At 64.5% G+C, this 23554-nt stretch carries 21 protein-coding genes; 18 read left to right on the forward strand and 3 right to left on the reverse strand.

The window, feature by feature from the left end:
• Nucleotides 1-37: 37 nt before the first annotated feature.
• The 7 genes from F7P65_RS00720 (at nucleotide 38) to F7P65_RS00750 (ending at nucleotide 8183) form a co-directional block, all read left to right on the forward strand.
• A complete protein-coding gene (locus F7P65_RS00720; RefSeq protein WP_150289953.1) occupies nucleotides 38-718 on the forward strand; it encodes a winged helix-turn-helix domain-containing protein in 681 nt (226 codons plus the stop codon).
• The gene (locus tag F7P65_RS00725; protein ID WP_150289954.1) at nucleotides 715-2073 is read left to right on the forward strand and encodes a sensor histidine kinase; all 1359 of its coding nucleotides are present in this window, start codon (nucleotides 715-717) and stop codon (nucleotides 2071-2073) included. The genes F7P65_RS00720 and F7P65_RS00725 overlap by 4 nt, the downstream gene beginning before the upstream one ends.
• Before the next feature lie 200 nt (nucleotides 2074-2273).
• On the forward strand, nucleotides 2274-2423 hold the full coding sequence (locus tag F7P65_RS00730; RefSeq protein WP_162854508.1) for a hypothetical protein: 150 nt from the start codon (nucleotides 2274-2276) through the stop codon (nucleotides 2421-2423).
• 263 nt (nucleotides 2424-2686) lie between these two features.
• A complete protein-coding gene (locus tag F7P65_RS00735) occupies nucleotides 2687-2875 on the forward strand; it encodes a hypothetical protein (protein ID WP_062788381.1) in 189 nt (62 codons plus the stop codon).
• A 49-nt stretch (nucleotides 2876-2924) separates the two neighbouring features.
• Nucleotides 2925-5798: an HsdM family class I SAM-dependent methyltransferase gene (locus tag F7P65_RS00740; protein ID WP_205451870.1), complete on the forward strand. Its 2874-nt coding sequence runs from the start codon at nucleotides 2925-2927 to the stop codon at nucleotides 5796-5798.
• A gap of 1 nt (nucleotide 5799) precedes the next feature.
• Complete coding sequence (locus tag F7P65_RS00745) at nucleotides 5800-6516, forward strand: hypothetical protein (RefSeq protein WP_062788366.1); 717 nt, start codon at nucleotides 5800-5802, stop codon at nucleotides 6514-6516.
• Nucleotides 6517-6944: 428 nt separating this feature from the next.
• A complete protein-coding gene (locus tag F7P65_RS00750; RefSeq protein ID WP_013039113.1) occupies nucleotides 6945-8183 on the forward strand; it encodes a site-specific integrase in 1239 nt (412 codons plus the stop codon).
• A 314-nt stretch (nucleotides 8184-8497) separates the two neighbouring features.
• On the opposite strand, the gene F7P65_RS00755 is transcribed toward F7P65_RS00750, so the two are convergent.
• Together F7P65_RS00755 and F7P65_RS00760 are read right to left on the reverse strand one after the other, a co-directional pair.
• Nucleotides 8498-9376, reverse strand: coding sequence for an AAA family ATPase (locus tag F7P65_RS00755; RefSeq protein WP_009824028.1), 879 nt, complete (start codon nucleotides 9374-9376; stop codon nucleotides 8498-8500).
• Nucleotides 9303-10703: a Mu transposase C-terminal domain-containing protein gene (locus F7P65_RS00760; RefSeq protein ID WP_150289955.1), complete on the reverse strand. Its 1401-nt coding sequence runs from the start codon at nucleotides 10701-10703 to the stop codon at nucleotides 9303-9305. The genes F7P65_RS00755 and F7P65_RS00760 overlap by 74 nt, the downstream gene beginning before the upstream one ends.
• Before the next feature lie 191 nt (nucleotides 10704-10894).
• On the opposite strand from F7P65_RS00760, the gene F7P65_RS00765 reads away from it, so the two are divergent.
• Together F7P65_RS00765 and F7P65_RS00770 are read left to right on the forward strand one after the other, a co-directional pair.
• Nucleotides 10895-11467: a recombinase family protein gene (locus tag F7P65_RS00765; RefSeq protein ID WP_009824027.1), complete on the forward strand. Its 573-nt coding sequence runs from the start codon at nucleotides 10895-10897 to the stop codon at nucleotides 11465-11467.
• A 289-nt stretch (nucleotides 11468-11756) separates the two neighbouring features.
• On the forward strand, nucleotides 11757-12959 hold the full coding sequence (locus F7P65_RS00770; protein ID WP_150289979.1) for an aspartyl protease family protein: 1203 nt from the start codon (nucleotides 11757-11759) through the stop codon (nucleotides 12957-12959).
• Here F7P65_RS00770 and F7P65_RS00775 read toward each other — a convergent pair.
• Nucleotides 12953-13369 (reverse strand): MerR family transcriptional regulator, encoded by a 417-nt coding sequence (locus F7P65_RS00775; protein WP_004212867.1) that lies wholly within the window; start codon nucleotides 13367-13369, stop codon nucleotides 12953-12955. The two genes, F7P65_RS00770 and F7P65_RS00775, sit on opposite strands and share 7 nt — an antisense overlap.
• A gap of 78 nt (nucleotides 13370-13447) precedes the next feature.
• On the opposite strand from F7P65_RS00775, the gene F7P65_RS00780 reads away from it, so the two are divergent.
• The 9 genes from F7P65_RS00780 (at nucleotide 13448) to F7P65_RS00820 (ending at nucleotide 23553) form a co-directional block, all read left to right on the forward strand.
• Nucleotides 13448-14074, forward strand: a complete 627-nt coding sequence (locus F7P65_RS00780; protein WP_004212870.1) for a cation efflux transmembrane domain-containing protein — start codon at nucleotides 13448-13450, stop codon at nucleotides 14072-14074.
• Nucleotides 14074-16041, forward strand: a complete 1968-nt coding sequence (locus tag F7P65_RS00785; RefSeq protein WP_004212871.1) for a cytochrome c/FTR1 family iron permease — start codon at nucleotides 14074-14076, stop codon at nucleotides 16039-16041. The genes F7P65_RS00780 and F7P65_RS00785 overlap by 1 nt, the downstream gene beginning before the upstream one ends.
• Before the next feature lie 73 nt (nucleotides 16042-16114).
• Entirely contained in the window at nucleotides 16115-16411 is a 297-nt protein-coding gene (locus F7P65_RS00790) for a hypothetical protein (protein ID WP_007406840.1), read from the forward strand.
• A gap of 60 nt (nucleotides 16412-16471) precedes the next feature.
• Nucleotides 16472-17749, forward strand: coding sequence for a TolC family protein (locus F7P65_RS00795; RefSeq protein ID WP_013039111.1), 1278 nt, complete (start codon nucleotides 16472-16474; stop codon nucleotides 17747-17749).
• Nucleotides 17749-18927: an efflux RND transporter periplasmic adaptor subunit gene (locus tag F7P65_RS00800; protein WP_004212877.1), complete on the forward strand. Its 1179-nt coding sequence runs from the start codon at nucleotides 17749-17751 to the stop codon at nucleotides 18925-18927. Before F7P65_RS00795 ends, F7P65_RS00800 begins: the two co-directional genes overlap by 1 nt.
• A gap of 3 nt (nucleotides 18928-18930) precedes the next feature.
• The gene (locus F7P65_RS00805) at nucleotides 18931-22176 is read left to right on the forward strand and encodes an efflux RND transporter permease subunit (RefSeq protein ID WP_004212878.1); all 3246 of its coding nucleotides are present in this window, start codon (nucleotides 18931-18933) and stop codon (nucleotides 22174-22176) included.
• A 53-nt stretch (nucleotides 22177-22229) separates the two neighbouring features.
• Complete coding sequence (locus tag F7P65_RS00810) at nucleotides 22230-22718, forward strand: SRPBCC domain-containing protein (protein WP_004212879.1); 489 nt, start codon at nucleotides 22230-22232, stop codon at nucleotides 22716-22718.
• Nucleotides 22715-23092 (forward strand): hypothetical protein, encoded by a 378-nt coding sequence (locus tag F7P65_RS00815; RefSeq protein WP_021238674.1) that lies wholly within the window; start codon nucleotides 22715-22717, stop codon nucleotides 23090-23092. The genes F7P65_RS00810 and F7P65_RS00815 overlap by 4 nt, the downstream gene beginning before the upstream one ends.
• Nucleotides 23093-23139: 47 nt before the next feature.
• Nucleotides 23140-23553, forward strand: coding sequence for a hypothetical protein (locus F7P65_RS00820; RefSeq protein ID WP_017183574.1), 414 nt, complete (start codon nucleotides 23140-23142; stop codon nucleotides 23551-23553).
• Nucleotide 23554 lies beyond the last annotated feature (1 nt).

The raw sequence follows: 23554 nt of genomic DNA on the forward strand, positions 1-23554 counted from the left end.
CGGAGGTTCACTTCACGATTGATTCGACGAGGATGAGATGAAGATCCTGCTCCTGGAGGATGATGGAACGACGCGCTCCCATATCGCCAAGGCGCTGGCCGCGGCTGGACATGTTGTCGACGAATGCGGGTCTGGAGAGGATGCGGTGCATCTCGCGACCACGGGCGAATATGCCGTGCTGATCCTCGACCGAATGGTGCCGGTGCTCGATGGGTTGACGGCGCTGCGACAGGTGCGGAACGCCGGCGTCGTGACGCCGGCGCTCTTGCTCACCGCAATGGATGGGATCAGCGATCGTGTCGAGGGCCTGCTCGGCGGGGCTGACGACTATCTCGTGAAGCCCTTTGCGACGTCGGAACTGCTGGCCCGGGTCCAGGTGCTGGCGCGGCGCCCACCGACGATCGAGTCGATAACAGTCCTGCGCGTCGGCGATCTCGAATTCGACCTGCTTCGACGCACGATCTCTCGCAATGGACGGCGCATCGATCTCCAGGCCCAGGAGGCAAAAATCCTCGAATATCTGATGCGTCACAAGGGCGAAGTCGTGACTCGCACGATGCTGCTCGAAAATGTCTGGTCGCTACATTTCGACCCCGGCACCAATGTGATCGAGGGGCATATGAGCCGGCTGAGGTCGAAGATCCACCAAGCCGGCGAAGTGCCACTGATCCAGACGGTTCGCGGATCCGGCTATCGGATGGAAGAGCAGGTCTCGTGAAGGCGTTGCGCTCGTTCAACAGCGGCGCATTCAGGTTCGCGGTCGTCGTGGCGTCGCTGTTCGCGGCAGGCTCGACCGTCGTGTTGTTCGTCGTGGAGCGGTCGATTTCCACCTACGAGTTGGAGGCCACGCGTTCCAGTCTGCAAGCAGAGACGATCATTCTGACGCGCGAACTCCCGGACGGCGGGGTCTCCGAATTGATCGATACGATCGACCATCGTCAGGTCCAGGGAATCGAGCAACAATTTCGCTATGCGCTGGTCAGTCCTGCCGGGGAGCGACTTGCCGGCGACATGCCGCTTCCAGCTATCAGGATGGGATGGGGAAGCGTCCGGTTCGTCGAGGATCATCCGCCGCCGGGTGAGGAGGGCGTTCCCGAGACCTTGCAAACGCTCGGGTCGAAACTGCCCGGCGGGCTGTTGCTGGTCGTGGGAACCGACACCTACGACATCTACAAGCTGCGCGAGCGTCTGCACAATGTGGAGGTAATTGCTGCGGTCATCGTCACGCTTCTTGCGCTTGGCGGTGGCTATGCCACCGGCGCCGTGTTCCTGCGTCGTCTCGAGCGAGTGAACGGTTCGGTTGCGCGGATCATGGCTGGACGACTTTCGGAACGGCTGCCACCGATCGGCATGGCGCCCGAATTCGATAATCTGTCGGTCAACCTGAACCTTATGCTCGACCGTATCGGCGAACTCATGGAGGGCCTGCGCCAGGTTTCGAACGACATCGCGCATGATCTGAGCACGCCGTTGACGCGCCTTCGGCAGACCCTCGAAACGATCCAAGACGGGGAGTCCATGGACGTGATGCGGGAACGCGCCGAGATCGCGCTGGCGCAGACCGACGACATGCGGACCATGTTTCGCGCCTTGCTCCGGATCGGCGTTATCGAAGCCGGAGAGGCGCGCGAACTGTTCGGGCGGGTCGATCTCGCCGAGATCGCGGATAAGGTCATTCAGATCTACCGCCCGGCGGCGGAGGACGGCCATCGCTGCTTGGTTGCATACCTGCAGCCTGCGGAGATCATTGGGGACGGAGAGCTGCTCGCTCAGGTTTTTGCCAATCTGATCGATAACGCGATGAAATACACACCTCCGGGGACCACGATCACCGTCACTGTCGAGGCGGGCAGCAGCGGTGCGACCATCACCGTCGCCGACGATGGACCCGGCGTTCCAGACTCCGAAAATGACAAAATCCTGCGCCGTTTTTACAGGCTGGATGCCAGTCGCCACGCGCCCGGATCGGGACTCGGACTAGCGATGGTCCAAGCCGTCGCCCGCCTCCACGGGGGCTCCATCGCCGTTGCAGCAAACGACCCCGGACTGCGCGTTACCGTCACGATATCCTAGATTATTTTTTGACGCTCGAACGACGGCTTATTTCACAAGCTGACGATCGAGCGGATTAAGGTGAGTGGCGAACTTTGGTCGTAAGCAGCCGCCAAATCGCCTCACGGATCAACGCCCGTATCGCTGATGGGCCTGACGGCATGTACTGCGCTGGCATTCGCACCGCCGCGAACGCGATCGTCGGCCGCGCGAGCAGGGACATGCCTCTCCTGATTGATCCGTTCGCGATCGGCGAATGGCTTGACGAACAGGCGCCGCTCCACGCCCTGGCGCCGGCCTGTTGCGAGGAAGGGTATTTCCTGAAACCGAGCGACGAGCGTTGGTCGACCGGAGCCAGTCTGGACGAATAGGGGTCGGTTTTCTATTCGGCGCCACAAAGCCGCAGGTTGACCAAATGTTCCTATTGTGTTCTCGTTATGACAACGGTTTTTAGCCGTTTCCATCAATCCGCCTGAGCCAGCGTGAGTCGAGGAGTCGATCCAGATTTCTTTATTTCTGTCTTTCCAGATTTCAGGAATTCCGTCTTTCCGGATTGCCAGAAAGGCGGAAATCTGTATTTCTGCCCAAACCGAAGCAGCCGAGAGGGAACATGGCCGCAGTGGGAGGGCGTATCTTGGCCAGCAGTCGAACCGATCCGGCCGACGAGGATCATGGGGGCGACGGCGAGAACAAGTCGCTCAATTTCAAGGTGAGTCCCGACTTCAAGAAAGAGTTCAAGGGCTTCGCGGTCTCCCAAGGGATCACGATGACCGATCTGCTGAAGGAGGGCTTCGCGCTCTCGAAGAAGAAGCGGCAGAAATGATCGTGGTGCCGTTCGCCCTTCCATCCGCCCTCGGTCCGAGGAGGCGGATGTGACGCTCCACACACCCGGCGCTGCATTCGAAGGCGCTGAATGGCTTTTCGCGATCGGGCGCGGGGGCGATCTGCCCGCCGTCGATGGCCTGGTCGCTGTCGATGGCTATGTTCCGGCGGGGCGGCCCCCCGAGGAAGTCGCCTTCATCGAGAAGGCCGCGAGCTACGGCGCGCGCGCGGTATTTTTCGAAGCTGGCCGGCATGGTCGCGCATCGGTCGCGCAGGCCTTCGTTTTCGATGCTGCCGCGCATGCCGACGATCGGGCTTTCGCTGAGCTGCACAAGCGGCTGTGGAGCTGGAGCGGCGTCCCGATCGTCTACCGCGCCGGTCCGGGGCAGATTCAGCTCTTCCGCTGCGCGCATGCGCCCGATTTCGTCGGTCCCGACGACACGCCAATCTGCCGGCCGATCCGCACGCTGGCGATCGGCGCGGAGATCGCGGTGCAGGACGTATGGTGGGATGCCGCTCGCATCCGCAATGGCGCCATCTGGGACGACCCCGATGCCTGCCGCCTGATGCTTTCGGCTCAGAAATCGGCCCATCGTAAACTGGTCGAAGAAGTCCGCGAGCTCGCTAGGCAGATGGGCGAGCGTAGGTTGCTCGATGGCGGGCTGCAGCGGCGATTACTGATCCTCTCACTGCTCATCGCCTATCTCGAGGAACGGTCGGTCCTTCTGCCGGACGACTTCGCTCGCGCCTTGCCTGGCGCCACCCACTTTTTCGAGGTTCTGGGCAATGGTCCGGCGTTGATAACATTGCTCGAAGCGCTCGAAGAGCGGTTCAACGGACATGTGTTCCGCCTGAAGGATGCAGAGCGCGCAGCGCTGGCCGACAGCACCGAACTCGCCAGCTACGCGCGGTTGGTCGAGGGCTTCGAGGATTCGACGGGGCAGTTCAGCCTCTGGCGCCTCTACTCCTTCCGCGACCTGCCGGTGGAGCTTATCAGCAACATCTACCAGCTCTTCGTGAAAGACGCGGCCAGCTCGATCTACACGCCGCCGGCGTTGGTTCGGCTAATGCTGGAAGAGACGCTGAGCTGGGACCGTATCGACCGGCTCATGGCCGGGGACGGGGTCATCCTCGATCCGGCCTGCGGATCGGGCGTCTTCCTGGTCGAGGCATACAAGCGGCTGGTGCTGCACTGGCGCTGGCGCAACGGCTGGGCGCGTCCGGATGTCGACGATCTGCGTCCGCTGCTCCAGCGCGTGCATGGTGTCGATCTCGAAGAGGGGGCGGTCGAACTGGCCGCGTTCAGCCTGTGCCTGAGCCTGTGCGACGCTCTCCAGCCCGAAGAGATCCGCTCCAGCGTCAAGCTGTTTCCGCGGCTCGCCGACAACACGCTCCACTGGAGCTGCTTCTTCGAGGCCAAAGAGCGCGGCCTGGTCCAGGCGCCGGTCGCGGTCGTCGTAGGCAATCCGCCGTTCGAATCCGCTCTCACGACGGACGGCGCGAGGCGAAGCTATGCCGCCTATACCAAGGCGCATGGGGCGCTCGCCGACAACCAGCTCGCCTATCTCTTTCTCAGCGAGGCGATGGAGCTGCTTTCGCCGGGCGGCGTGCTCGCGATGGTCGAGCCCGCGGGCTTTCTCTACAACCAGCACGCTCTCACGTTCCGTCAGTCCTTCTTCAGCCGCTGGTCGGTCCGTGAGGTTCTGGACTTCGTCTCGGTTCGGGGCCTCTTCAAGAAGGGCGAGGCCGACCCGAAGGTCGTCGTGGTCATTGCCGAGGCGGTGCAGCCGACCGCCGACAGCCGCCTCCTTCATGCCGTGTTTCGCCGCAACGGCCGGGCGACGGCCGAGCAGGGCTTCGACATCGACTATTATGACCTGCACTGGTTCGGCAACGCGATCGCGGAGAAGTCTCGCGACATCTGGCGGGCGAACCTGCTCGGCGGAAGCCGCGTCCACGACCTGATCCAGCGCTTGCGCGATTATCCGACTCTGCGGGATTTCGCGCAGAAGCATCAGTGGGATTTCGGCGAAGGCTATATCGCCGGCCGGAAGGGCATCTCGCGCCCAGCGGAGCACCTCGTCGGCAAGCCGCTGCTTCCGACCAGCAACCTGTCGCGTGATGGGCTCGATACGCGCTTTCTCGACGTCGTGCCCGACAAGCCGATCAAGGACACCAAGACCGCGCGGCGTTTCACGCCGCCTTTGCTGCTCATCAAGGAGCACGAGGATCTGCACCATGGCGTGTGGAACGGCCACTACCTCGCCTACAAGCACGAGATCGTCGGCTTGGCGGCCCCGGCGGAGCAACTCGGTGCGCTGAGCGCGATCAACGATTGGCTCTTCCGAGAAGCGACGGTTCTGCGTGCCTACGTGGCGGGGATCAGCGCTCGGCTCTTCACGCAGCGCGCCACCGCCATTCTGAGCGCCGACGTTCTGGCCGTGCCCTATCCCGAGGATCATGACCTCGACCTCAGCGAGAACGAGCGGATCGTTGCGGCGGATGTGGTCGAACACCAGCGCGAATTCATCCGCCTCGGCACCGGCGCCGCCGTCATGCGGCCCGCGCCGGGCGAAGCCCTTGCCGAATTCGACGACGTTTTCGCCCGGCAGATCAATGCGGTTTATCCGCGTACCGCCCTGAAGGCGCTGCCGGGTCAGCGCTGGCCTGGGGCGATCTGCAAGGCCTATGTCTTCGGTGATGGCGAGGTGGATTGGACCGGCGCGGATGGACTGCGCCAGAAGCTCGATGCGCTGCTCCAAGAGCGCCGGGGCACCAGCCTGACGATCACGCGGATTACCCGGTTGTACGACGACGACTTCGTGTTCTTGTTGAAGCCCGATCGCCATCGTTTTTGGACGCCCGCCATCGCGCTTCGGGACGCCGACGACGTGCTCGCCGACCTCAGAGCGCAGGGCTTCTGAGGTGCTGGCGGACGAAGGCGAACGCGGTAGACCGGCGGGAGCGCTGAGTGTCGGTATCCATCAGCCCGGAGAATGGCTGTCGGCGCTGGTCGGTTTCATCGGCGGTGCGCTGGCGGGCTGGCGCGATGATCCGGCGCGCGAAGCGGCGACCGGCGAGACCAAGCTGACGGCGCAGCTCTGCTCGCGGCTGAATAGTCTCTCTCGCCACGCGCCAGGCTGGGATTTCATCCAGTTCAAGCGCGAGGAGCCTGATGAAGCTGATGGCCGCCGCGCGATCGACCTTGCCGTCGCCCCGAGCGGAGCCATCATCTGGATCGAAGGGCGCGAATACACCGAGTATCGCACCTTGCTCCCGATCGAATGCAAGCGCCTGCCCACGCCCGCAGCGGCGGATCGCGACGAACGCGAGTACCTGATCAGCCGGTTCAGTTCGACGGGTGGGATTCAGCGCTTTAAGGCTGGGCACCACGGTGGCAGCCATAGCCGTGCCGCGATGATCGGCTATGTCCAGGTCAACGACATCCCGCATTGGAAACAGCAGCTCGATAGCTGGGTTGATGCGATCGTAGGCGACACAGTGGAAAACTGGTCGGTCACGGATAAGTTGGCGCTGCTAGGCCACGATGCAGCGCAGCGCCTGGCGTTCCTGCGATCCCATCATCAACGACTCGCCGGCCTGTCTCCGATCCAGATCGATCATCTCTGGATCGAGATGTAGAACGCGATTCCCGACCGGGCCGGCGAAGTCGTGACGTGGCGTCGGCCAGGGAACCGAAAGTCCTCGAAGATCGGGTTCGGCAAACGCCTTCGCGAATGATCGCCCATTCCCTTGCTGGGACGTAGCACTGGCATGAGCGGATCAGGGCCAAGATCAAAGACCGCTTCTCCATCTTGGCGAGTAAATCCGGACAGTCCCAAACGTCCGACTTTTCTGACATTGGGCGACCCGGAAGCAAGCGGGAAAACATGTCCGCATTTGGGAAGTCGGAAACCGGCTTTGAATGACAATGATTGGTCGACTGCTGACGGCACTCCATGGTGCTAGATCGAGAAAACGCTTATTGCGATAATACAGTTATCACATAAGCAGATTTGACCGTTCTTTATAAGGTGGGCTACAAGCGCGGCTGAGGAGCGAGGCGCGTCGTGAGCACCGAAACCGCCCGGGAAGGGCCAGAAATCCCCGTAGCGCCGCCTGAGGCTGTCCTGCCGGCCGTCAGGGCGCCGGCCGACCTTGCGTGGACGATCGTGCAGATGCGCGCCGGCGAGCGCATCACCGTCAACGAGGGCCTGATCGCCGCCTATCAGGCCGCTTCATCGCCCCATAGCATCCGTGCGCTCAAGTCCGACGTCGAGGCGTTCGATGCGTGGTGTAGGCGCAACAACCGGATCGCGCTGCCGGCCACGCCCGAGACCGTGGCCGATTATCTCGACGCGCGGGCCGGGAAGGGGAGCCGGCCGGCCTCGCTATCCCGCTACAAGGCGTCGATCGCCAAGATCCACCAGCTGCTCGAGCTCAAGGATCCGACGCCGGCGCCGCTGGTGAAGCTGCGGCTCCAGACGGTGCGCCGCGAGAAGGGGGCTGCGCAGAAGCAGGCGCGGCCGCTGCGGTTCAAGGGCCCGGTGCGCGACGTCGAGCGCGACAAGGCGCGGGGGCTCAACATCCGCGCGCTGCTCGAGAGTTGTGGCGAGGATCTGCCGGGGCTGCGTGATCGGGCGCTGCTATCGGCCGCTTATGACACCGGGCTGCGCGCCTCCGAACTGGTGGCGGTCGCCATTGAGCATATTGAGGAGGCGATCGATCCCGAAGCGCGGCTGCTGCAGATTCTGCGTCATAAGGGCGATCAAGACGGGGAGGGGGCGACCGCCTACCTCAGCCCGCGCACCGTCGCGGCGATCGCGGCGTGGACCGAAGCGGCGGGGATCACGACAGGGCCGCTGTTCCGGCGGGTGCAGGTGCGGCGCTACAAGGCGCGGGCAGCCGTGCGCGGTCGGCCGATCGACAGCATCTCGGGCCGGGAGACGTGGGATCTGCGCAAGACGCTGTCCAAGCCGGCGGTGAAGGCGCGCGTCGAATATGACATCGGCACCGTGGCGCTGCACCCGGGCTCGATCGGACCAATCTTTCGGTCGATCATCGGCCGCGCGTTCGACCGTGGCGCGCTGCCCGATTTGACGGCGGACGATCTGGCGCGGTTGCTGAAGGGGATCAGTGCGCACTCGACGCGGATCGGGCTCAATCAGGACCTGTTCGCCAGCGGGGAGGATTTGGCCGGCATCATGGACGCGCTGCGGTGGAAGTCGCCGCGGATGCCGCTCGCTTATAATCGCAATCTCGCGGCAGAGCAGGGGGCGGCGGGGCGCCTTATGGCGAAGATTGGCTAGTCATGACGGCCTAAATAGGTCTTTGGATGATGCCGTGCGACCACACGACGGCGGCAGGTAGATCGAGGGATTTGCGCAGCGGCAAGAACCGGAGAAGGGAGGCTGAGCCCCCGGGGTCTTGAGCTACAACGTTAAGCCTAAGAAACGGGCAGGGGCCTGGTAGCGCGTAGTGTATGAGCGAAGCCACCATCGCTCAAACTCATCAGCACAGTCCAATTTCGAAGAGGAAACAAGAAAGTGGTTCCGGAAACGGTATGGATCTTATCCTGTGTAAACGCTCGCGCTAAATGGCGGCGTTCTGATCGCGCTATTTGTCAGTTGCCGGGTCCGATGACGAGGCAATCGCGCGCGGCCTGAACGATGTCAGCGGTGACCTCCTCGACGCGGTTGAGGGTCATGATCCGCCGCATCTGCGCGAACAGGCGCTCCATGAGCCGGAAGTTGCCGCGCGTGATGCGGATCACGGCTGCCTGCGCTTCGATCGCGTCGAGTTGGGCCGGGTCGAAGCTGATCCCGAAATCGCCGGCGTGGGTCGCGAGCAGCAGCCGCATTTCGGTCTCGGTAAGCGGTTTGAACTCGTGGACGAAGCCGATCCGCGAGTAGAGCTGGGCATAGCGGGCGAGGCGCTTCTCCAAGCCCGGCATACCCATCAGGATCAGCCCGAAGCCGTGGCGATCGGCCATGTCGCGGAGATGTTCGAGCGACTTTATGGTCAGGCGGTCGGCCTCGTCGACGATGACGAGGGGGCAGGCGATGCGGGCGGCGTCATGGGTGATTTCGTCCTGCGAGCCGCCCGCGACCGTCAGCCGGGCATAGCCCAGCTTAATGAGGTTGAGGCCCAACACCGCGTCGATCGTCTTGGGCGTGTTGCTGACCGACACGGTGTAGAAGACGGCGCGGCAGCGAGCGACCTTTTCGCCAAGGAGCGCGGCAATGGGACGGAGCGCGGCATATTCCCCCAGGTCGGGGAAGCTGGAAAACTCGCGCGCCGATCGCGTCTTTCCGACGCCCGGCCGGCCATGACACACGCCGATATAGCGGTAGTGCGCGCAGGCTTCGGCAAACTCGACGAACCGGGCATGTTCGCGGGTCGCCAGGAACGGCTGCTCGACCAGGAACTCAATCGTCAGCGGCGTAGAGCCGGAGCCCTCGGTAGGTGGTGGGCCGGGAAGCCGTATCCTCTTGGTCGCCATCGAAGGTCTCCGTGGGGGCAGGCACCTGCTTGTCGCGCTCCTTCGCGCCGCGCCGGGCGCGCTGGATCGCGCGCAACGACGGGTGCCCAGCGTGCTCGGAGCTGAGCGCACGGCAGACGAACCGGCCCTGGTGGTAGACGTGGATCTCGGTCAGGTCGCGGGGGTCATAGACCGCCTCGACCTGCTCGCCGACGAAGGCCGCGAGCGTGGGTTCGACATAGCGCCTGCCCATCAGACGGATGCCGTCGCGCAGCACTTTACGGGGCTTGGGCACGTGCACGAGCAGCATGTCGAGCTGTTCAAGGCTGTCGGGCATTGCGGGCAGGAACCCGCCCTTCTGCCAGCGCGTGATCGGCGGTTCGCCGGTGCTGCCATGCGGGCGACGATGATAGACGCCGCACACGAACGCCTCGAAGCGGGCGCGCAGCTCGTCGAGCGTGAGCACTGGCGCCGACAGCGGCTTGCCCGCGATCAGGTGGCCGGGCAGGTCGGGCAGGAACATGTCGTTGATGGTGCGGAACAGCCGCTCGATCTTGCCGCGCCCGCGAGGACGCCCCGGCAGCGAATGGATGAGGCGGATTTTGAGGGCGATGCACGCCTGCTCGATATGCTCGGAGATGAAATCCGAGCCGTTGTCGACGTAAAGCTGTTCGGGAATGCCGCTGACGATCCATTCGGGATTGGGCTTGCGCCAGATCGCCTGCCGCAAGGCGAGCGCCGTGTTGAGGGCACTGGGGGCATCGAGGCTGAGGAAGTAACCGGCGATGGCTCGGCTGTGATCGTCAACGATGACGGTCAGCCAAGGACGCACCGGGGTTCCGGCATCATCGAGCACGAGAATGTCGAGAACGGTATGATCGGCCTGCCACATCTCGTTCGAGGTCGCGGCTTCGCGCCGATGCACTAGCTCGTGCTGGTCGCGGTAGACGGCCGGATCGGAGGCTGCGGCGATCTGGCTTGCCGGTATCGCCCTGACGACACGCGCGACGGCCGCATAGCTGGGGGTTCGGTGTCCATGCGCGATGGCGAGTTCCTGCACCTTTCGGTGAATGGCGGCGACCGGGGGTCGCGGGCGCTTGGTGGCGAGAGTGCGGGTCAGTTCGACCAGATGTTCCGGCAGGTGCAGCCTGTCCCGATCGTTGCGCGGCAGACGCGCGAGACCGGCAAGTCCTTCGGCACGGTAGCGCCCGAGCCAGCGCTGCAACGTCCGCTCGCTCAGCGTGCCGGTGCGGGCGAGGTCCGCGAGCGGGATGCCATCGGCGAGGTGCGGTTCAAGGACGCGGTAGCGCTCGATCGCCAGCGGCGGGACAAGCGCCGGATGCGTCACCGCCGACGGTCCGTGTCGCAGGTAAGGAAAACGGAGATTTGCCTGCCCATCGCCATGCGAGTCCGCTCGCGTTGCCAAACCGGCCTGTTCGACGTAAATCTACCCGGTAAAGAAAACTAGGGCAACATAGACCTGCCGATGACGACTTTCTTCCCAAACCGCGCCCGATCGGGGCGCCACCGGCCCTACGCATGAAAATCGGTTACGCCCGCGTATCGACCGCCGAGCAGAACCTGGACCTCCAGCGTGATGCGCTGAAGGCTGCCGGCTGCGAGAAGGTCATCACCGACAAGGCCTCCGGGGCGACTGCCGCTCGCCCTGGATTGGAAAAGGTGAAGGAGCTGCTTCGCGCCGGCGACACACTGGTGGTCTGGCGCCTCGACAGGCTCGGCCGCTCGCTCCGTGATCTGATCGGATGGATGACCTACCTCGACGAGGAAAAGGTCGGGCTGCTGAGCCTGCACGAGGCGATCGACACGACCACCACGTCGGGCAAGCTTACCTTCCACCTGTTCGGGGCATTGGCGGAGTTCGAGCGCAACCTGATCCGCGAGCGGACCCAGGCCGGTCTCACCGCAGCCCGCGCTCGCGGCAAGAAGGGTGGCCGGCCGGCCGCACTCGGCAAGGACAAGCGCGACCTGCCCGTCAGGCTCTACCACGAGAACACGATGCCGATCGCCAAGATTTGCTCGATGCTCGGCATCTCCAAGCCAAAACTCTACGCCTATGTGCGATCGGCCGAGACCAAGCCGGTAGCCGCGTAGCGACGCTCGCCGACAAATAGCGCGATCAGAATGCCGCCACTTAGCGCGAGCGTTTACACCGTTCGCGGTCCCGATCGGCCCAGCGTCCCCCGGAACCGTTCGTTATCGGGAAGGCATCTAAGCGGTCTGCACCATCCTTCATCTAAAGTTCTCCAAGCGCTTCTGAGGATTTTCGGGCGCACCAAAAGCACTTGCTCCTCCAGTGGCTGGAGCATGTAACCGCAATTTGCTCTCCTGCGGACGGGGGGCTGGAGGTGGCTTTTTGACGGCCCGTGTTGAAGCAATCGGTATGTCTCGACGCTCATTAGTGGCGCGGCTGGTGGCCTGTGGAACCGGCTTGGTGCTCGGTTCTCCAACGCTCGCGCGACAGACTTCCCGGTCTGCGGGCTCGTGGAACTTCGGTGCGGCTCACCTCGAATGGGAGCCGCTGGAAGTCGGCACGGGTGATACCCTCCTTGTTTCGGCACAAGTGCGCGGAGTGCCGGTGCGGGCGGTGCTCGACAGTGGCAGCGGCGCGTCGATCATGAGCACGGCGCTCGCGGCGAAGCTCGGCTTGAACGATGGTGAGCGGCGCATGATTAGCGGGCTGAGCGCCAAGGCCCCGGTGCTGCTGGTCCGCGACATCGACGTACAGCTCGCCCGCGAAACCCGTCGCTTACCCTTTGCCGTCGTTGGTGATCTGAGTTCAGTGTCGGCGGCCTTCGGACGACCGATCGATATCCTCCTCGGTGCCGATATGTTCGCGGGTAGCTGCATCGCGCTCGATTTCGCGAAAAGGCGTATGGCGGTCGTCAAGTCAGGCACGTTTCTCGCCGGTCCCGACTGGCGCGCTGTCGCGCTCGGGCGCGGTGCCAAGCAGGAGCTGTTCATTCGAGCTTCCGTCTCGGGTTTGCCTCCCGTGCCCTTGATGATCGATCTTGGCAGCTCGGCCGCGCTGATGCTCTCGTCGGCCTATGCCCGCGATCAAGGGCTGTTGAACGGGAAGCTCGTCTCGACCGCGGCGATCGGCGGCGTCGATGGTGTGCGTATCAACGATGCTTTCACGATCCAGAACATCAACATCGAAGGGCTTGGCGTCTCGAACGTCCCCACACTCGGGATGAGAGCTTGGCTCTCCACCAGCACGGTTGGCAATGTCGGCCTACCGCTGATCGCTCAATTCGACGTGGTGTTCGACGTGACCGCCGGATTCGTGTGGCTCCGGCCACTCGGTCCTCGTCGTCGCCTGCCGATGCTGAAGGACCGTAGCGGCCTTGGCCTCGCAGCCTCACCAACGGCGCTCACCGTTGTTCATGTGGCGGCGAACAGTCCCGCGGAAAAGGCTGGCTGGGCGGTCGGCGACCGGATCGTGGCGGTGAACGGCCATTCGATCGATGCGAACTATACGCGTGGGGAGCTCTGGCAAGTGCGCTCCCGGCCTGCTGGCACCCTCGTAAAGCTGACGATGGCCTCGGGTGATGTGCGCGAGCTCAGGCTGGCCGATTATTATTGATCGGCTTGAGGGTGGCCTTTGCCGATCGCCTTCATGATCCGACAATCGGCCATGCGCGCCTTGGTGCAGCTCTGGCTGAGCATTGCCAACTCATCCCGCAACACCGCGAGTTGCGCCAGTCTCTCCTCCACATCCTTGAGGTGCTGAGCAGCGATAGCTGAGGCGGCACCACAATCCTGGTCCGGGTTCTGCGCCAGCCCCATCAACGAACGGATCTCGTCGACGGAGAAGCCAAGCCGGCGACCGTTGCGGATGAAGTGCAAACGCTCAATGTCACTGGCATCGTAGGTTCTGCGACCCGACGCCGTGCGAGGGGCGGATCGGAGCAACCCGATCGACTCATAAAAGCGGATCGTCGTCACCTTCGTCGAGGTCTCGCTGGCGAGCTGCCCAATCATCACCGGCTTCATCATGCCATCCTTGCTTATGCGAACGTGTCGCACATTTCGCTTGCTTCTACAGCGACTGGAGGTGGTAAGGAAGGCCGCATGAATGCTTCTACCGAAAGCTGCGGGTGCCACGGGGAGCCCGCGCGCGCGCAAACCGATCCGGCCTATCGCCGTGCGCTGCTGACCGTCGTGGTGCTCAACCTCGGCTTCGGAGTCGCCGAGCTGTTCGGCGGGTTCATCGCCGATAGCCAAGCGCTGAAAGCGGATTCCCTCGATTTTCTCGGGGACGGGTCGATCAGCCTTATCGGTCTTCTCGCGCTTGCCTGGTCCGCACGGGCGAGGGCAAAGGTCGCGCTGACGCAGGGGTTGTTTCTCGGTGCGCTTGGCGTGGGCGTAATCGGTTTCGCGATTTGGCGCGCCCTGAACGCAACCGCGCCCGATGCCGAACTGATGGGCACAATCGGCGTTGTCGCGCTCGCGATCAATGTCGTGTCCGCCTTGGTGCTTGCGCGTTTCCGGGAAGGGGACGCCAATGTTCGCGCGATCTGGCTGTTCAGCCGCAACGACGCGCTCGCCAACGTGGCGGTGATCGCCGCGGCCGGTCTGGTGGCGTGGACAGGAAGCGCCTGGCCGGACCTCGCCGTCGCCGGCCTCATCGCCCTCCTGTTCCTCCACTCCGCTTATGAAATCGTCACTGGCGCTCGGCGCGAATTGGGAGAGCGGTAGTGCGTCTGCTCGCGTTGATCCGGGCAATGCTCTCGTTGCGGCTGCTCTCCGCGCTCGCGGCGCTGCTGATCCCTGCTGCGGCAATCGCCGAACCCGGCGACGTGCAAACCGCATGGCGGCTGCTCGACTATATGGCCGTCGATTATGGCGGCGCGGTCGCCAACGGTCGGATCAAGAGCACGTCGGAATATGCCGAGATGACGGAGTTCGCCGCGTCGGTCTCGACACGGCTTCAGGGCCTGCCGGCGAAGCCGGAGCGTCAAGCCCTCATCCAGCGGGCTGCCAACCTCCAGGCGGTGATCGCGGAAAAGGGACCGACTGAACAGGTGGCAACATTGGCGCACGGGCTCGCGGCCGATCTGTTGCGCGCCTACCCGGTGCCGCTCGCGCCCGATAAGGCTCCGAACCTCGTCTCCAGCGATGCACTGTTCCGACAATCCTGCGCGTCCTGCCACGGGATGACGGGCAACGGCCGTGGCCCTGACGCCGCCAAGCTCGCTACGCCCCCGATTGCTTTCACCGATGCCGAGCGCGCGCGCCAGCGCAGCGTGTTCGCGCTCTATCAGGTGGTGACGCAAGGCATCGACGGGACCGCGATGCAGAGCTTCGCCGATCTGCCCAACGATCAGCGCTGGGCGTTAGCATTCCGAGCCGGGAGCTTCGCCTTCACGGATGCGCAGGCGCGCGAAGGCGAGCGGCTTTGGAAATCCGACCCGACCCTTCGCCGGCGCATTCCGGACCTGAAAACCCTGGTCGCGCTCACCCCGGCCGCGCTCGGCGCGGCGATCGGCGACGCCAAGGCTGACCCAGTGCTCGCGTTCCTGCGTCGTCATCCCGAACAGGTGATACAACAGGCTCCCGGCTCGCTCGCGGTCGCCCGCGCCAAACTCGCCGAAAGCGTGGCGGCTGCGCGGCGCGGCGATGCGCGCATGGCGAAAGAGCTGGCGCTGTCGGCCTATCTCGATGGGTTCGAGCCGATCGAGCCAACACTCACCGCGCGCGACGCGACGCTGATGGGTCGAATCGAGGGCGCGATGGGGGAGTTCCGCGCCTCGATCGACCGGGGCGCGTCGCCCGATGATCTCGCGGAGAAGGTCGCAGTACTGGGCGGCCTTTTCGACGATGCGGAAGCGGCGCTCGCGCCTGATGCCGCCACCGAAGCGTCCACGTTCCTGGGCGCGTTCACGATCCTGCTGCGTGAAGGGCTCGAAGCCCTGCTCATCGTTGTCGCCATGATCGCGTTCCTGCGTAAAGCCGAGCGCGGCGAGGCGCTGCGGTACGTGCATGGCGGCTGGGTCAGCGCGATCATCGCGGGCGGGATCACCTGGGCGGTCGCCACCTATGCGATCGGGATCAGCGGTGCGAGCCGGGAGCTGACGGAAGGGTTTGGCTCGCTGTTCGCCGCGGTCGTGCTGCTCTCGGTCGGGATTTGGATGCACGGCAAGGCGCAGGCCGATCAGTGGCAGCGCTATATTCGCGAGAAGATGTCGCGGGCGCTCTCGGGCGGGTCGGGCTGGTTCCTGTTCGGGCTGGCGTTCGTCGTAGTTTATCGCGAGGTCTTCGAGACGATCCTGTTCTATGCCGCGCTTTCGGCGCAAGGTGACAACGGGATGCTTCTCGCGGGGGCCGGGTCGGCGATTGGACTGCTCAGCCTGATCGCTTGGGCCATGCTTCGCTACAGTCGCAAGCTGCCGATCGCGCAGTTCTTCCGCTATAGCTCCTGGCTCATGGCGGTCCTGACCGTCGTGCTGGCGGGTAAAGGCGTCGCCGCGCTCCAGGAAGCCGGCCTTATCAACATCGCACCGCTCGCGGACGTGCCACGGCTGTCGATGCTCGGCGTGTTTCCCACTTGGCAATCGGTGCTGGCGCAACTCCTGATGGCGGTCGCCATTGCGGTCGGGTTCGCCTGGAACGGGCGCGACCGATCCCGCTCGGGTTCCGGCTCAGTGACCCTTGGTTCGAATTAGTGCAATGACATGAAAACCCTTCCGTGATAGAGGCAAGCTAGTGCGAGCCTTTTTGCCTTTCCTGACATGCCTGATGCTGGTCCTGACCAGCTTCTCCGGCATGGCCCATGCCGCCGATCTGGCGGGGGGAAGCATCGCGGGCGTTGAGTTCACGGTCCATACCGCCGGTGACATCGATCAGGTGCCATCGGACTCGGACAAGAATGTCCCGCATCATCACAATTATTGTCACGGACACGACGTCGGCGCGCCTGCGCGCACGACGATGGAATATACCCCCGTCCTCACAGTGCCCAAGCCGACAATCTCCGCCTCTGCGTCGCTCGACGGCCGCACCGGCATGGTCCATTTGAGGCCCCCCCAAGCCTGACGTCCGATTTGGGCGTGCGTTGGCGCGCCCCTGTCGATCATCGTCAGGAGTCCTATTTTCATGAATCGTATCCTCGCGGCCATGCTGGCCGCAGCGTCTTGCGCCACGATGGCGCAGGCGCAGGTCGGACCGTCCGCGCCTGTTGCGCAGGATGCGCCGGTCTACACGCTTGACCAAGCGGTCAGTGCAGCGGGCGGTTCGGCCCCTGCTGCGGAAGCGGCGACAGCTGGAATCGACGCGGCCCGTGCAGGTCGCACAGTCGCCGGCTTGCGGCCCAATCCGGTGGTTCAAGGCCAAGTCGAGAATGTCATCGGCTCCGGGCCGTATCGGGGGGTCCGCAGCGCGGAAACCACGGTCGGCTTTGCGATCCCGATCGAGCTAGGCGGCAAGCGCGGCGCCCGCGTCGCGGTCGCCAATGCGCAATTGTCCCGGGCCGAGATCCAGGCCGCGATCATCGCGGCGGATGTCCGGCTTCAGGTAACGCAGCTCTATGTCGAAGCGGTCGCGGCCGATCGCCGGGTAATGACAGCCCGCGATCAGGCCCGGATCGCCAGCGATGCGCTGCGGGCCGCGAGCGTTCGCGTGCAGGCAGGGCGGGCATCGCCACTCGAGCAACAGCGCGCGGATGTCGCGCGTATCAATGCCGACGCCAATGTGGAGCGGCAGCTTCGCTTGGCCGAGGCGGCCCGCGCCAATCTGGCGCGTCGGATCGGACGGCCGATCGACGGCCTGCTCGATGACACGCTGCTCGATCGCCTTCCCGATGTGAACGTCTATGGGCCGTTGGCACCGGTCAACACGACCGGCACACTCGCGCTGGCGGCAGCCAACGCGGATTTCTCCATTGCCGAAGCCGGCGTGCGGCTCGCGCGCGCCAATCGCGTGCCTGACCTGAACGTCGGGCCGTCGATCCGCCGCCTGGAAGCGACCAACGACATGGCGGCGGTGTTCAGCGTGTCGATCCCGATCCCGGTGTTCAACAATGGTCGCGCCGCGATTGCGCAGGCGACCGCGCAGCGGACCCAGGCGGATGCGCAGCGCCGCGTGACCGCGCTCGACATCGAACAGGCGATCACGGACGCGCAGGCGCAGGCGGCCAATGCCGCAACGACGGCTCGTGCGGCGTCGGGGCCGGCGCTGGCGGCTGCACAGGAGGCCGCCCGCATCGCGCGGATCGGCTATCGCGAGGGCAAGTTCGGCCAGCTCGAATTGCTCGATGCTGAACGCACGCTCGCCGAAACGCGGGTCGCCGCGATCGACGCGCTTGCCAATTACCAGAATGCCCGCGCGCAAGTGGAGCGACTGACCGCTCGTGCGCCCAATGGGGGGAATCAGTGATGAAGAGCTTTTATCTCGCGGGCGCGGCGTCGCTCGCCCTGCTCTTGGCTGCCTGCGGCGGCAAGGATGGCGGAAACGAGGCAACTGCCGAAGGCGCAGCTGCCAATGAGACGGCAGCGGGCACGGAAAAGGGCGGTGCTGAAGGCGGTCATGCCGGTGAAGGCGTCGTCACATTGGGTGCCGACCAGATCGCCACAGCGGGCGTCCAGGTCGGACGGCCGATCATCGGCGGGGCCGGGACGATCGAGCTGCCCGCGATCATCGAGGGCGACCCACAGGGAACGCAGGTCGTCTCGGCCGCAATTGCGGGACGCGTGGTCGCGCTCACCCGTAACCTCGGCCAATCGGTCGGACGCGGCCAGACCATTGCGGTCATCGAAAGCCGCGAGGCGGCGCAGATCAAGGGCGAGGTCGAGGCGGCGCGGGCGCGGCTTCAGCTCGCTAATTCGAACCTCGCGCGCGAACAGCGGCTGTTCGCGCAGAGAGTCTCCCCTGAACAGGATCTGATCGCCGCCCGCACAGCGGCGACGGAGGCGCGGATCGCCCTGACGCAGGCGCAGAGCATGGTTTCGGCGGCGGGTGTCGGCGGCGGCGGGCTCAACCGGCTCGGCATTGCCGCGCCGATCTCGGGCCAGATCATTGCGCGCCCCGTGACGCTGGGACAAACGGTCGCGGCGGATGCCGAACTCTATCGCATCGCCAACCTGAGCCAGGTGTCGATCGCGCTTAATCTCAAGCCCGAGGATGCGGGCCGGGTGCGTCCCGGCAATACGGTGCTGGTGAAGGCGGCAGGCCGTCAGGCGACCGCCCGCGTGACCTTCGTGTCGCCGGCGCTTGATCCGCAGACGCGGCTCGTGCCTGCGCTCGCCACCCTCGACAATCGCGGTGGCGAATGGCGGGTCGGCGAGCCTGTGACGGCAGCCGTGCAGCTCACGGGCAGCGGCGGGAGCGGGGCGGTCCGCGTGCCGACGACGGCGGTCCAGAGTTTCGAGGGCAAGTCGGTCGTGTTCGTGCGCACGCCCACCGGCTTCAAGGCGACCCCGGTCCAGCTCGGCGATGCGTCGGGCGACACGGTGATCGTCCGGTCGGGCCTGACCGGCAACGAACAGATCGCCACCACCGGAAGTTTCACGCTCAAGGCCGAGATCGGCAAGGGCGAAGCGAGCCACGAGGATTAAGCCATGATCGCCCGTATCGTAACCTGGGCGGTCGAGAAGCGCTGGCTAGTCCTGCTCCTCACCGTCATCGTCGCCGCCATCGGCGCCTTTTCCCTCTACCGGCTACCGATCGACGCGGTGCCGGACATCACCAACAATCAGGTCCAGATCAACGTCCGCGCGCCTGCCCTCTCGCCCGAGCTGGTCGAGAAGCAGGTGTCGTTTCCAATCGAAACCGCGCTCGCCGGCACCCCCGGCCTGGAATATACGCGCTCGTTGAGCCGCAACGGCTTCGCGCAGATCACGGCGGTCTTTTCGGACGCGACGGACATCTATTTCGCCCGCCAGCAGGTGGGCGAGCGTCTGCGGGGCGTGCAAGAGAATCTGCCCGACGGCGTGAACCCTGAAATGGGTCCGATCGCGACAGGCCTGGGCGAGGTGTACATGTACACCGTTCGTCTCGATCATCGCGAGGACGACAAGCACAAGCCCGGTGAACCGGGCCAACAGCCCGATGGCAGCTACATCACGCCAGAGGGCGAGCGACTGACGACCGAAGAGGACAAGGCGACCTACCTGCGCACCGCGCAGGACTGGATCGTGACGCCGCTTCTGAAGACCACACCGGGCCTCGCCGGTGTCGACTCGATTGGCGGTTACGCCAAGCAGTTCCTCGTCGTGCCCGACGTGCAGAAGCTGGCCTCGCTCGGCATCACGCTGACGGACCTGGGAAATGCGCTGGAGCGCAATAACACCAGCGTCGGCGGTGGCTTCGTCAATCGCAATGGCGAAGGTCTGGCTGTTCGCTCGGATGCGCTCGTTCGCAATGCCAGCGAGTTGGCCAGGACCGTGATCGCGACACGTAACGGCGTGCCGATCACGGTCGAACAAGTTGCGACTGTGAAGACGGGTCAGGCGATCCGCATGGGTTCGGCATCGGAGAACGGTACCGAAGTCGTCGTCGGCACGGCGATCATGCGGATCGGCGAGAACAGCCGCATCGTGTCGACCGCGGTCGCTGAGAAACTGAAGACGATCAACGCTTCGCTGCCTCCTGACGTCGTAATTCAGCCGGTGCTGAACCGCACCGAGCTGGTCAATTCGACGATCAAGACGGTCGCGAAAAACCTGTCCGAAGGCGCGGTGCTGGTCATCGTCGTGCTCTTCCTGCTGCTCGGCAACTTCCGTGCGGCCCTGATCGCGGCGTTGGTCATCCCGATCACCATGATGCTGACAGGCTTTGGTATGCTGCGCGCTGGGGTCTCGGCCAATCTGATGAGCCTTGGGGCTTTGGACTTCGGTCTGATCGTCGACGGCGCCGTCATCATTGTCGAAAACGCGCTGCGCCGGCTTGCCGAGCAACAGCATCATGAAGGCCGATTGCTCAGCGTCAAGGAACGGCTCGCGACCGTGGCAGCCGCTGCGCGTGAGATGATCCGTCCCTCTGTGTACGGGCAGGCAATCATCATCCTCGTCTACGTACCGCTGCTCACGCTGACCGGCGTGGAGGGTAAAACGTTCGGACCGATGGCGCTGACCGTCATCATCGCGCTCGCCTTCGCCTTCATCCTCTCTCTCACCTTCGTGCCGGCGATGATTGCGATCTGGCTGTCGAAGAAGGTCGAGGAGAAGGACGGCCGCATCATCACGTGGCTGAAGAAGCGCTACGAACCCGGTCTCGACCGGGCCATGAAGCGCCCGACGCTGACGATCGGTGCGGGTGTGGGAAGCCTTGTGGTGGCGGCGCTTGCTTTCACTACGCTCGGCTCGGTGTTCCTGCCGCAGCTCGACGAAGGCGATTTGCTGATCCAGTCGCTCCGCATTCCGGCAACGTCGGTCCAGCAGAGCCAGGCGATGCAGGTGCCGATCGAGCGGATGATGTCGAAGCAGCCGGAGGTGCAATTCGTCTATTCCAAGACGGGCACCGCCGAGCTGGCGGCCGACCCGATGCCGCCGAACGCGACCGACATGTTCGTCATCCTGAAGCCGCGCAAGGATTGGCCGGATCCTGAGCTTCCCAAGGAGGAGCTGGTCAGCCGGATCGAGGGTAATCTCGCGAAGATTCCGGGAAATGCCTACGAGATCACCCAGCCCATCCAGATGCGCTTCAACGAGCTGATCGCCGGCGTGCGCGGCGACATCGCGGTGAAGGTGTTCGGGGACGACTTCAACCAGATGAACCGGACGGCCGAGCAAATCGCGGCGGTGCTGCGCAGAACGCAAGGCGCAGCGGACGTGAAGGTGGAGCAGACGACCGGTCTTCCCATGCTCGACATTCGCGTCAACCGCGACGCGATGGCGCGGTTGGGCGTTACGGCTCAGGATGTGCAGGACACCGTGACTGCGACGATCGGCGGGCGAACATCGGGCCAGATCTTCGAGGGCGACCGTCGCTTCCCCGTGGTGATCCGCCTGTCGGAGGCGCAGCGTGCCGACATCGGCCTGCTCCAACAGGTGCAGGTGCCGGTGGCAGGCGGCGGCTATGTACCGCTGTCCAGCGTCGCCGAGATCAAGGTGGTCGATGGTCCGAACCAGATCAGCCGCGAGAACGGCAAGCGGCGCGTGGTGGTGCAAGCCAACGTGCGTGGCCGCGACGTCGGATCCGTCGTGGCGGATGCGCAGGCGGCGATCGGCAGCCAACTCCGGCTGCCTGCCGGCACCTATCTCGAATGGGGCGGCCAGTTCGAGAACCTCCAATCGGCAAGCGAACGGCTGAAGCTGGTCATTCCGGCTTGCTTCATCTTGATCCTGCTGCTCCTCTACGGGGCGTTGGGATCGGTCCGCGACGCCGCGATCGTGTTCACCGGCGTGCCTTTCGCGCTGGTGGGCGGCGTCCTGTTGCTGTTCCTGCGGGGCATGGACTTCTCGATCTCGGCGGCAGTGGGCTTCATCGCCCTCTCGGGCATCGCGGTCCTCAACGGCCTCGTCATGGTCAGCTCGATCCAAGATCTGATCCGATCAGGGATGAGCCGCGAGGAAGCCGCGCATGTTGGCGCGATGCAGCGTCTGCGACCCGTCATCATGACCGCGCTAGTCGCCAGCCTCGGCTTCGTGCCGATGGCGCTGGGCGAAGGCGCCGGCGCAGAGGTTCAAAAGCCTTTGGCGACGGTCGTCATCGGCGGTCTGATCTCGGCGACGCTTCTTACGCTGTTCGTGCTGCCGACACTCTATGCCCGGTTCGGGCAGAAAGTGATCGAGAAACCCGAGCACTACAATGAGGAGCATGAAGGGGACGACCACGGTCAGACCTTCGTGAACAACTTGGCCTGATGGATGGGCGGGGCGATCCGCGATCGCCCCGCCCATCTCTGGGAGATGGGGATATGCCTCGCACCATAACCAGCTCGATGCTTCACGGCGGGCCACTGCGCATCTGGTCGGCACTCACCGATCCGGATCATCGCCGGGCGTGGAGTCCGCTCGTATTTCTCGATGATCCGTCCCGGCTCGGCGACACAGAATGCACCTTTGCGATCCAGGGCATCACCCGGCCAATTCGGACGCCAGCACGGATTGATCGATTCGATAAACCGCACGCCTTCGCTTGGTCCTGCGGCATCCCCTATCTGTTCACGCTCGAAGAGCGGTACGAGCTGGCGGGGGACGATGGCGGCACCAGGCTAACGCATAGCTGCACGCTGCGCGGGGCGCTCTCCCTGCCGTTCGCGGCGATGATGTTGCGCCGCCTGCGATCCCTGATGGTCGAATCTGACGATCGCCTCGCAACCTATCTCCGCTGGCGGGTAGGTCAGCCTGCCCGGGCTATCAATCGTCAGCGCGTCCCCTTCCGCTACAGGAGGAAGGCGCGATGATGATGCACTGTAAGCGGGTGCTGCCCGCCGTCATCCTCGTTGTCGGGCTCGCGGCGTGCTCGGAAAGAAAGCCGCCAGCCCCGCCAACGGAGCAGCAGATCCATTCGTCCGACAGCGCCGTGACGACCGGGGAAATGGGGCGGCATAGATATCGCTGTTCCGACGGGGAACCGCTGTTCGTCGATTACAAGGACAACGGCCTGCAGATCGATTTGCGGCGCTCCAACGGGGGACCGCCGATGATGCTGACCGCGCCAGCGCAGGGCCTGCAATATGTCGGCGAAACAGCCACCGCGACCTTCAAGGGGTCGCAGCTCACCATCGTGGAAGGCGATGGCCGTACCCGGATCTGCGAGCAGGAAGGCACGCGATGAACTGCCCTGCCTTCGAACGCCACAGGGCGCTTCGTCGGAAGAGACCGATGTCTGACACGTCGATTTCAAATGTGACAACCTTGTGCGGCCTGAATCGGGCCGGTCTGGCGATCGCGCGCCTCGGCGTCGTTCTCGTCTCCGGGGCGGTTATAGGGGCGTGTAATCCAGCGCCGACCCAGCCTACCGAGCCGGCGCATGAAAAGCATCTGACGTCGAAACTAATCGCGCAGCGCATCATGTACTGCGACGACGGCACACGCGCCGATGTCGACTTCATCGATGAAGGCTTGAAAATGGCCGTCACCTGGCTGCCGAAGGGCAGGACCGAGATCCTGCGCGCGCAGCGAACCGGTGACGAGTTTCGCGGCGACCATTCGCGGGCTGTCGTGGCGGGCGGATCGATCGCGTTCACGCGACGCGGGAAGATCCGCGTCTGCCACCGAACCCCGGAGGAGTCCTAGG

Origin of the sequence: Sphingobium estronivorans (assembly GCF_008692605.1) — a bacterium.
Taxonomy (GTDB): domain Bacteria; phylum Pseudomonadota; class Alphaproteobacteria; order Sphingomonadales; family Sphingomonadaceae; genus Sphingobium; species Sphingobium estronivorans.